General features: G+C 54.0%; 5 protein-coding genes and 1 pseudogene. 3 read left to right on the top strand and 3 right to left on the bottom strand.

What is annotated here, in order from left to right:
* Positions 1-111 precede the first annotated feature (111 nt).
* Both KK078_RS27990 and KK078_RS27995 read right to left on the bottom strand, forming a co-directional pair.
* Complete coding sequence (locus tag KK078_RS27990) at positions 112-2493, bottom strand: alpha-L-rhamnosidase-related protein (RefSeq protein ID WP_254093776.1); 2382 nt, start codon at positions 2491-2493, stop codon at positions 112-114.
* Positions 2494-2605: 112 nt separating this feature from the next.
* The gene (locus KK078_RS27995) at positions 2606-3526 is read right to left on the bottom strand and encodes an alpha/beta hydrolase (RefSeq protein WP_254093782.1); all 921 of its coding nucleotides are present in this window, start codon (positions 3524-3526) and stop codon (positions 2606-2608) included.
* A gap of 172 nt (positions 3527-3698) precedes the next feature.
* Here KK078_RS27995 and KK078_RS28000 point away from each other — a divergent pair, with 172 nt between their 5' ends.
* From KK078_RS28000 to KK078_RS28010, 3 genes are all read left to right on the top strand, one after another.
* Positions 3699-4655, top strand: a complete 957-nt coding sequence (locus KK078_RS28000) for a hypothetical protein (protein ID WP_254093784.1) — start codon at positions 3699-3701, stop codon at positions 4653-4655.
* A complete protein-coding gene (locus KK078_RS28005; RefSeq protein WP_254093786.1) occupies positions 4633-5103 on the top strand; it encodes a luciferase domain-containing protein in 471 nt (156 codons plus the stop codon). Before KK078_RS28000 ends, KK078_RS28005 begins: the two co-directional genes overlap by 23 nt.
* Positions 5104-5205: 102 nt before the next feature.
* A complete protein-coding gene (locus KK078_RS28010; RefSeq protein ID WP_254093788.1) occupies positions 5206-7587 on the top strand; it encodes an ABC transporter permease in 2382 nt (793 codons plus the stop codon).
* A 71-nt stretch (positions 7588-7658) separates the two neighbouring features.
* Here KK078_RS28010 and KK078_RS28015 read toward each other — a convergent pair.
* Positions 7659-8674: pseudogene (locus KK078_RS28015) on the bottom strand (FAD-binding protein); the annotation flags it as partial.

The raw sequence follows: 8674 nt of genomic DNA on the forward strand, positions 1-8674 counted from the left end.
GATATTGTTCTTTTTATTCATACCCGGGGCGATGCGCAGTGAAAGACGGTGATCTCCGGGCTGTTCGACAGCCACTTGCATGTGATCCGCGGGGCCCATAAAGTACCGCGCTCAGATCATGAACGCATTGGCTCCGGGCTTGAGAACATACGTCCGGGCTTTCCATTGCAGGGACCCTGTGGTGTTTGGCGGCAAATGAATATTGATCTTCCATTTGCCACGATCAAGTCGATATTCCACGGAGACTTTTCCGTTCGGGTGTGGTATTTCGCCAGCTACATTTGTCAATGTACCCAGGTGTGGTTCGACGTTCACCTGGGAAAAGCCCGGGGCTCCGCTGTCGACGCCCAATACTACCCGGAAGAATTCGATATTCGGGCTGGCGCCCCAGGCATGACACTCCGACCGCACTGTGGGCAGGCTTGAATCTTCTGCCCAGGTGGTAAGGCCCATGGCTATATTTTCACGCCAGATGCCCAGCCACTGCATGTAGTCGTCGCCCCGGCCTGCCTTTACAAGCGCCTGGTGCAGGTAATATTTAAAATAGATCGTACACTGGTTTAGATCCTTGTCCTGCAGCAGACCGTTCGCCACGGCAGGCATATCCTGTTCGTCCACGATGCCCGCCAGTATCGCCAGCGCGTTGACATGCTGTGAGAACGCATCTTTTTCTTTTGTGTCGGCATATAGCCTCCGGACGGGGTCCCAGTATTTTTGTTGTATGGTGGCCCGTAATTGCAGCGCCCGTTGATGGTATATCGCTGCGAGATCTTTGAGCCCCAGGCTGGATTCCATCTCTTCGCCCCACTGGTAGGCCAGGAGTAATTGCAGATCGTAAATGGCGGCGCTTCCATCGGATCCCTGGATGCGTCCCCACATGTTGCCGGCCCAGTCGACGAACGTCCAGTACGGCGTGTCTTTTAATGAGCCGTCAGCTTGCTGGTACTTACGAAAGAAGTCCAGGATCGCCCGGGTGCCCATCAATTTATCTTTGACAAAGCCGCTATCGTTGCGGTAGATCCAGTAGTCGTGCAGCATACCGATATACCACAACGAAAAGGGTGAAATGATCTGCGTGCCTTTGGTAGGATAACAGCTGCGGGTGATCCCTTCTGCTATGCGCGAATGGTCGATCTGCGTGAGAGCATTGCGGGCCAGGCGGTCGTCATCGGTGTTGTAATACGAGATCATGGCCTGTATGCGCGTGTCGCCGATGTACTGCAGCTGCTCATAATAGGGACAGTCCATATAGGTTTCCCAGGCGTTGAGCCTGGCTGTGCGCCAGCCAATCTCCAGCATCTGTTTGATCTCGGTATTGTCTGTCTTAAAGTGCGCGGTTTGCTTGAACGGATATCCTGTAAACGTTCCATACAGGTCATCGATCACCAGGGGTTCGCGTTTTGTTTTTACGAAAAGCCTGATGTAGCGATACGTGCGGAAGTTTAAGGTGGTGAAGGTTTGGCCGGCACCACCGTTGGAAATGATGCTGTCCTTCCTTCCGATAAAATCTTTACCCTCGACTTCATTCCGGTTGCTTTTGCGTGTGCCGTTGCTGCCTTTATCATACAGTGTTTCGGCATAGCCCAGGGAGATCCCGGCGTCTTTGCCGCCGCTCATCTGTAACGTTACATAGGCGTTGGTCTCGAAGGTCTGATCCAATAACAGCGAAACTTCCGTATTGGCAGGGATCGCCAGGGGCGTCTTCTTTTCCGGAAAAGCTGCCGGCACGCTTATACCGTGCGCGCTGCGTACCGTACGGATACGCTGGTAGGTCATTTCGCGCGGCGGCAACGACGACGGAACCAACGCCCAGTCTATGCCCCAGGCGGCGCCCTTCAGTTTTCCCTCGAGCACTTTTACGGCCGTTGGCCAGCCGCTGTCGTCAAAATTGACGGACGTCCAGGAGCCTTTGACCGTTTGATTCAGATCCACCATTTCGCCTTTGCTGGCGGCAAAGAAATAGCCGGGGATGGGCTGACGACCGGCATCCCGCAGGCACTTCCAGGTGTTGTTGGTATTGAGCACTTCTTCCGCCGGTGAGCTGCCTTGCACAATAAAGCCAGTGCGTACACTGATCTGCGCCTCGGGGCGGTATTCGGCCTCATTCCACACGAGCGCGGCGACGGTGTTCCTGCCGGTCGTGAAGTAGGGTGCCAGGTCGACGGTCTCGTAGTTCCAGTAGTAGGTATCACCCCGCGCCGGTCCGAGCGACACGAGGATGTCGTTGACATATAACTTGTAGCGGTTATCGGCCGATATGTACACAACGAATGTTGCGGGCTTTGTCGTCAGCTCAATGTTCTTGCGGAAATAATACACACCATATTCGGTGCCGATGATATTGGGTGGAGCGATCCATTCGGCGGTCCAGGGCCGTGTGACAGGAGGCGCCTGAGGGGATTGGCAATGTCCTGCCGTCCTGCCAAAATACATACATGCGGCGAATACGATACTGCGGGTGATCAACCCAACCATTGCTTTTCCTGGTGTCATTGTCGGCGTATGTTATGTCTTTCCGGATACTGCTTGTGCCCGGCATTCGGAGAAGAGCGTCGGTCAAAGATAGGATATTGGTTTTTATCCAGGCATCCCGTAGTGTCCTGACCTATTGCCGGACGGGATCGATGGATACTCTGCGTACGAAGTCTATCATCAGGTCGCGGTAGATGCTTTTATCGGCATACGACAGGTCTTTCCAGAGCTGCCCGTGGGTGAGTCTGTGCACGTGGACGACTTCGAATTTCTTATATTCCTTCGCCCGTAACCGGTCTTCGAACAGCCGGGTGTATTTGAATGTGTTGGTTTCCGAGATCAGCAGCATGGGCGTAGCGAGGCTGTCGAGATAGGTAGTGGGCGATGCATCCTGAAACGCCGCCGGGGTAAGTCCGAATACGCTTCCGATGTGGTTGTCGGCGAAGGCATGTCCATTGCCTTCGGCCAGCACCTGATAGTAGTGCTGCACGTCGTACATGCCGGCGACGGGGATTACGCCTCGTACCATATCTTTCGACAAGCCTTGCTGTTTGAGATACCGGTTGTCCATTACCAATAGCGCGGCCAGGTGCGCACCGGAGGAATAACCGCCGACAAAAATGTTATCCCGATCAAATCCGTATTGTTCCGCGCGTGTATACAGAAAGGCCATCGCCCGTGCCAGGTCTTTGATGTGTTCGGGATGTTTTATACCCACGTTTAAGGCCGAGTCTTTCCAGGTGGCGGGGCTGAGCCTGTGGCCGACAGAGGCCACGGCGATGCCCGACGCGGCGATCTTGCGTGCCAGGTCCATTTCCATGTCGGGGTTGACGTAAGACCAGGCGCCGCCACCGACCCAGATCAGCAGGGGGGGCTGTTGTACTTTTTTGGGGATTACCAGGTTCAGGCGTTGCCGGGATGTATCGGCGTCCGCAACGGTGTAGTAGGCGATCCGGTCAAGCTCGGTGTATTTCTTTGACTTTTGGGATTGGGAGACGGCGGTACCGGCCGGGACCAATAGTATAAACAGGAGGAGCGTTGATGGGGAGCGCATACAACTTGTTTTTATATTAAATGTACGGAGTAAAAGAGGACTGTACAAGGCTGTGTGGGGAGGTCGGGGATTCGTGTCGCCAAGCCTTCTTCTGTTCAAATTATATTTTCAGTAAATTTTGAAAGTTCGAGATGTTAAAATAAATTTGGGTCATGATTTAAATTCACTTGTCATGGAAAAGAATGTCGTTCAGGATCCCGGATCGCGCTATGCGATCGTGAAGGGGATTGTATATTCCAATATCTTCGCTGTTGTCGCTTTTGCGCTGGCCTACCTGCTGATGAATCTGAATGAGGCTGGTGGAATTGTGATCTCGTGGGCGGAGTTTATTCTTGTGCCGATCGGGATGGGTGTTATTGCCATGCGGTTCTGGCGGCGTAAGCAGCAGCGTTTGTCGGCACGACTGCCCCTGGTCGTACTCAATACGGTCATCGCGATCATGCTGAGCGCCTTCTTTATGGGCGAGGGCGTGATCTGCCTGGTTATTGTCTCGCCGCTGTTGTTGGGGTTTATGTTTGTGGGAGTGCTGATCGGCCACTATATCTTCCACGATGACAAAAAGATGCTGCGGGTCAGTACGATCTTTCTTTATGCCATATTGTTTTTCGTCGACGTTTTTTCTTTTCATGGGCATGCCAACATGGTGTCGGATGAAATGATCATTCATGCACCGCCCAGCGTGGTGTGGAAGTATGTTGCCGCCCATCCGGTAAATACGCGTGAACCTGATTATTGGCTTTTCTCGATGGGTCTCCCCTGCCCGGTACAATCGACGGTGTCGGGCCATGCGGTGGGCGATGAGCGGAAATGTATCTTTAGCAATGGCGCCACCTTTGACGAGGTGATCGTGCAAAGTGTTCAGGATTCTGTGTTCACGTTTGACATCGTGAAGCAGCCGGAGGATCCGGAGATCATCGGGCACATCAACATTGAACGCGGACAGTTTATCCTCACGCGCCGCGCCGACGGATCAACGCTGCTCACGGGAAACAGCTGGTATACGCTGAAGGTATATCCGGCCTGGTATTACGATCTTTGGGCCGTGGATATTACCCGGCAGGTGCACATACGCGTGATGGATCACATCAAACAACTGGCCGAGCACGATGTTCAGGTTCATCATCCATAACCTAAGCCCGCTCAAGCATGTTCCTTTCTTCGCGCTTTGGTTCGATGCCGCGGCGATGATCTGGAATATGCTGTTCTCGCCGGAGATCACACACACGATCGAAGAGATCGAACACGAGGTATCGGCGTGGAGAGGTGTTTCCACCTCGCTGCATAAGTTTGGTGGCGTTCAATTTAACTACGGGGGAAAAGAACTGGGGCACATCCATGGTCACGGTATTGTGGATGTGCTCTTCAGCCGCCGGATCAAGACGTCGCTGATCCGGGAAGAACGCGCGGAAGACCATCATTCATTCAAGCGATCTGGTTGGGTCAGTTATTATATCCGGTCTGCGGCGGACCGGGATGGGGCATTATACCTGCTGTCGTTGGCCTATCAAAAATCGGCCGGCTGCACTACACGCGTCCCCGATACCCCGGTGCCACTGTCCGCCGGCGGTCACGCGTGATCTCGGACCGGACAGCTCCTCTTCCCGATCACTATAAAATCGTGCTTTTTTGACGCTGGCACCGTTATTGACTTTACGACCCCGTTACCTTAACCTGTGCACATGATCAAAAGCTATTTTCTCGTGGCGCTCCGCTCCCTGCAGCGCAATAAACTTCATGCTTCCATCAATATCATCGGCCTGGCTATTGGCATGGTCTGTTGTATCCTGATCGCGTTGTTCGTTCAGTTCGAGCTCGGCTACGACCGTCAGAACAAAAACGCCCACCGCATATATCGCCTGGCGGTAGACCTGGAAGCGAACAACTGGGCCATTTCGGCGTTTCCATTGGGTGGATTGCTGAAAGACAACTTCCCGGAAGTAGCGGGCTATACGCGGATCAAGCCGGTAGAAGTATTTATGCAGAACCAGGCCGGCACGTTATTCAAGAACAAAGAGAGAGTCTTTTATGCGGACCCCACGGTATTTGATATACTGGATATTCACCTGATCAAGGGCAACCCGGCAACCGCGCTGGCGGAGGTGAACACGATGGTTATCACGCCGGAGACGGCCCGTGCTTATTTTGGCGACCAGGACCCGATCGGCAAAACACTTACGATGCTGGGTAACAAGAGAGAGTTTGTCGTTACCGGCGTTTTCGAGCCGCTGCCCTCCAACTCGCATGTTCACATGACGATGATGGCGTCGTCGGAAAGCTATGCGTCGATGCGGGTCGATTCGAAAGTAGGTTTCAGCTCGCTCACCAATCATTATACATACGTGGTCCTTCCGGAAGGCATCGATCATCTTGCTTTCGAAAGGACCATTTCTTCCTTTCTCGACAAGCACCAGAATCTGCAAGCCGGCGACCAGCCGAACGTCATTCGTCTTCAGCCGCTGACGGACATTCACCTGCATTCGAACCGGGGCCTGGAGATCGAGGCCAACGGGAACATGAACACGGTGTATACCTTGTCGGCCATCGCGTTCTTTATCCTCGTCATTGCCTGTATCAACTTCATGAACCTGACTACGGCGCAGTCGCTGAAGCGGGCCCGCGAAGTGGGCATTCGCAAAGTGGTGGGAAGCCAGAAGCGTCAGCTGATCTTTCAATTCCTGAGCGAATCGGTCGTGATCAGTTTTATATCACTGGCGTTGGCTACGGTCCTGCTGGCCCTGGTGGTGCCGCAGTTCAACTTCATCTCGGGAAAGGAGATCATCATCAATCCGCTGAAGAACTCCCTGATCGTGGTGATCTTTGGCGGTATCACGTTATTTGTCGGTCTTTTCGCCGGGATATATCCTGCCTTTTTCCTCTCCAGTTTCAAACCGGCGTCGGTATTGAAAGGCAACTTTATCGGCAATATCAGCGGTCAGCTGATGCGAAAGGGATTGGTGGTGTTTCAGTTTGCCATCGCCTTCCTGATCATGGTGGGGACGTATGTTGTTTACTCGCAATTGGATTATATGCTTACCAAGAACATGGGTTTTGACCGTGAGCAAACCCTGGTGATCAGCATGCCCCGGGACAGCGTGGGCGACCTCAGCGTCAAAAACGAGATGGCCCGTCTCGCGGGCGTGACGGGTGTGACACGGTTTAACGAAGTGCCGGGCCGGATGGTCAACACCACCAACCTTTGGTATGAGGGCGTGAAAGATAACCAGGCCGAGAACCTGTATATTTTCAGCGGCGATACCGACCTGTTAAAAACCATGGGGATCAAATTAAAGGCCGGTCGTTATTTTCGCGAGGGCACCCAACAATTTGGCAAGGAGTTCGTGATCAACGAGACGGCGTTGAACCACTTTGGCTGGAAGCCCGAAGAGGCCATCGGCAAGCTGATGGAGTTTGGCGAACGTGGCAGCGAGCCGGGAAAGGTCGTTGGCGTTATCGAAGACTTTCACTTCAAGCATCTCCACGATGCCATCGATCCGCTGGTGTTATTTCTCAACCCGCATTACGAGGGCCGGTACATGGCTATAAAGGTCAACACCCCGGATATGCAAGCGATGGTGGCGGCGATCGAGCAGAAGTGGAAAAGCATCCTTCCGCAACATGAATTCGAGTATCAATTCCTGGATGAAAGCTTTGACAAGCTCTTTGACCAGGAGAAACGCCTGGGACAGTTGTTCGGAATATTCTCGGCGCTGGCCGTCTTTATCTCTTGCCTGGGGCTGTTCGGATTAGCTTCTTTTACGATGGAACAAAGCCGTAAAGCGGTGGCCGTGCGGAAGGTGCTGGGCGCCTCGGTGCTCCATATCGTCGGCATGATGTCAAAAAGTTTTCTGAAGCTGGTCCTGCTGGGCATGGTCCTGGCAGCGCCACTGGCCTATTTTGCGGCCACGCGCTGGCTGCAAGGTTTTGCTTACAATGTGGGGTTCACCTGGATCGTATTTGTCTATGCCTCGCTTGTGGCCATCGCTGTTGCGTTCGTGACGGTGAGCTACCATTCGCTCAAGACGGCGCGCACCAATCCCGTGAATGCCTTGAAGGCGCAGTAGCGCCTTGCGGGTGACGAGGTTGCCTGTGTAGCGGCCCTTGATCTTTTCTCCGATCAAGGGCCGTTTATATTTTATACAATGGGTGACGCTTCCTGCCCTTCGTGGCACAGTCCCCAGGCATCGATCTGCTCGTTGTTAAACGCTTTGCGCACTTCGGGCGGCAACAGTGCCCGGCGTGCTTTCTTCCAGCTGTCGATGCGTGCCTGCCCGTAGCCGTTGAGCATGCGGTCGTTGTTCAGTCCGCATTGTTTACCCCAGTGGAACGTATAGGGTATGCCGGCCTCATCGAGCCGGCGCCAGGCCTCGTCGATAAACTTCAGCATGCGCTGGGACCACACGCAGTCGAGCTCGAGCACACAGGTTTGGGGAGCGAAGTGCGTGAAGCCCAGCGTGGCGGCGGTAGCCTTTACAAAACGCAGGGCATAGACGCCGGCAAACGGGCCGAAGCGGTTGTCGCCGTTGAGCTCGAGCATGAGGTTCAGCACCCGGTTCACTTCTGTCAGGGGCATGCCCATGGCGGCGCTGATGAGCTTGCCGCGAAGCTCGGTGTCGCCGAAAATCTCGCCTCTTGTTCCGACCACGTTCTGAAATGTTTTATACGAACCTTTCACCACATTGTTAACGACCAGGGGAACGGAGGCGGGTATGGCATCGGAGGCCAGGCCGATAAAGGCGGGAGCATCGTCGCCAGGGCCAAAGCCCGATTCGGTTACGGGTGGTGTATAGTTGTCGGTATAGGGTCTTTTATACATGGTTGTGACGTAGGCGCCTTTGGCCATATCGTGCGGATTGAACGTGATCTGGAAATGATGGGGGAGCTCGCTGCCATAGGGTAGAAAATCCGCGTGTGTGAAATCAAGCGTCTCCAGCATGGCGCGCAATGCGGGGTTGGTTTCGCGCTTGCGGTAACATTCCAGCAGGTATAGGGGCTCCGTTTCGATCAATACGCCGTGTATAAAGCCAAAGCTGCCGAAGCTTACCACGGCGGCGTTGAACAGATCGTCGTCCACCAGGTGCTTGGCGTTGAGCTTTGCGGCAAATGCCGGTTTTGTTACACGGTGGCTGGCGCGCTCGATGTATACATTGT

Origin of the sequence: Dawidia soli (assembly GCF_018598185.1) — a bacterium.
Taxonomy (GTDB): Bacteria; Bacteroidota; Bacteroidia; order Cytophagales; family Cyclobacteriaceae; genus Ohtaekwangia; species Ohtaekwangia soli.